The 291-nt window shown below is 51.9% G+C and carries 1 protein-coding gene; it reads right to left on the bottom strand.

Features of this window, described 5'->3' with window-relative positions; all coding sequences use genetic code 11:
• Positions 1 to 291, bottom strand: a 291-nt coding sequence (locus tag BHE89_RS24135) for a hypothetical protein (RefSeq protein WP_216080960.1), incomplete at both ends; no start/stop codon positions are given.

Raw genomic sequence — 291 nt, forward strand, 5'->3', positions numbered from 1 at the left:
AAACTTGTTTTGTGGCAAGAAGCGATTTGACCAACCGAGTAAAACGAGGGCGGTAGGCTTTTTGTTTTTATCCTGATGAGCGTCCAGCGAAGAAAGGGAAAAACAGGGGGAGCCGAAACGAAATGACACGCCCCAGCGATGGCAAGTGAACCCCAGTGAACGTGTTTCGTTTTGGGGGGCAAAGCCCCCCGTCAAGCGAAGCGTCTGACCACCACATTTTTTGAGCGACCAAATACAGGGGCGAAAAAAGGGGGTGGTCAGACGAACGGGCAGTGAAGTTTGACGGGCTTT

The organism is Shigella sp. FC1967, from assembly GCF_001743005.1.
Lineage (GTDB): Bacteria > Pseudomonadota > Gammaproteobacteria > Enterobacterales > Enterobacteriaceae > Proteus.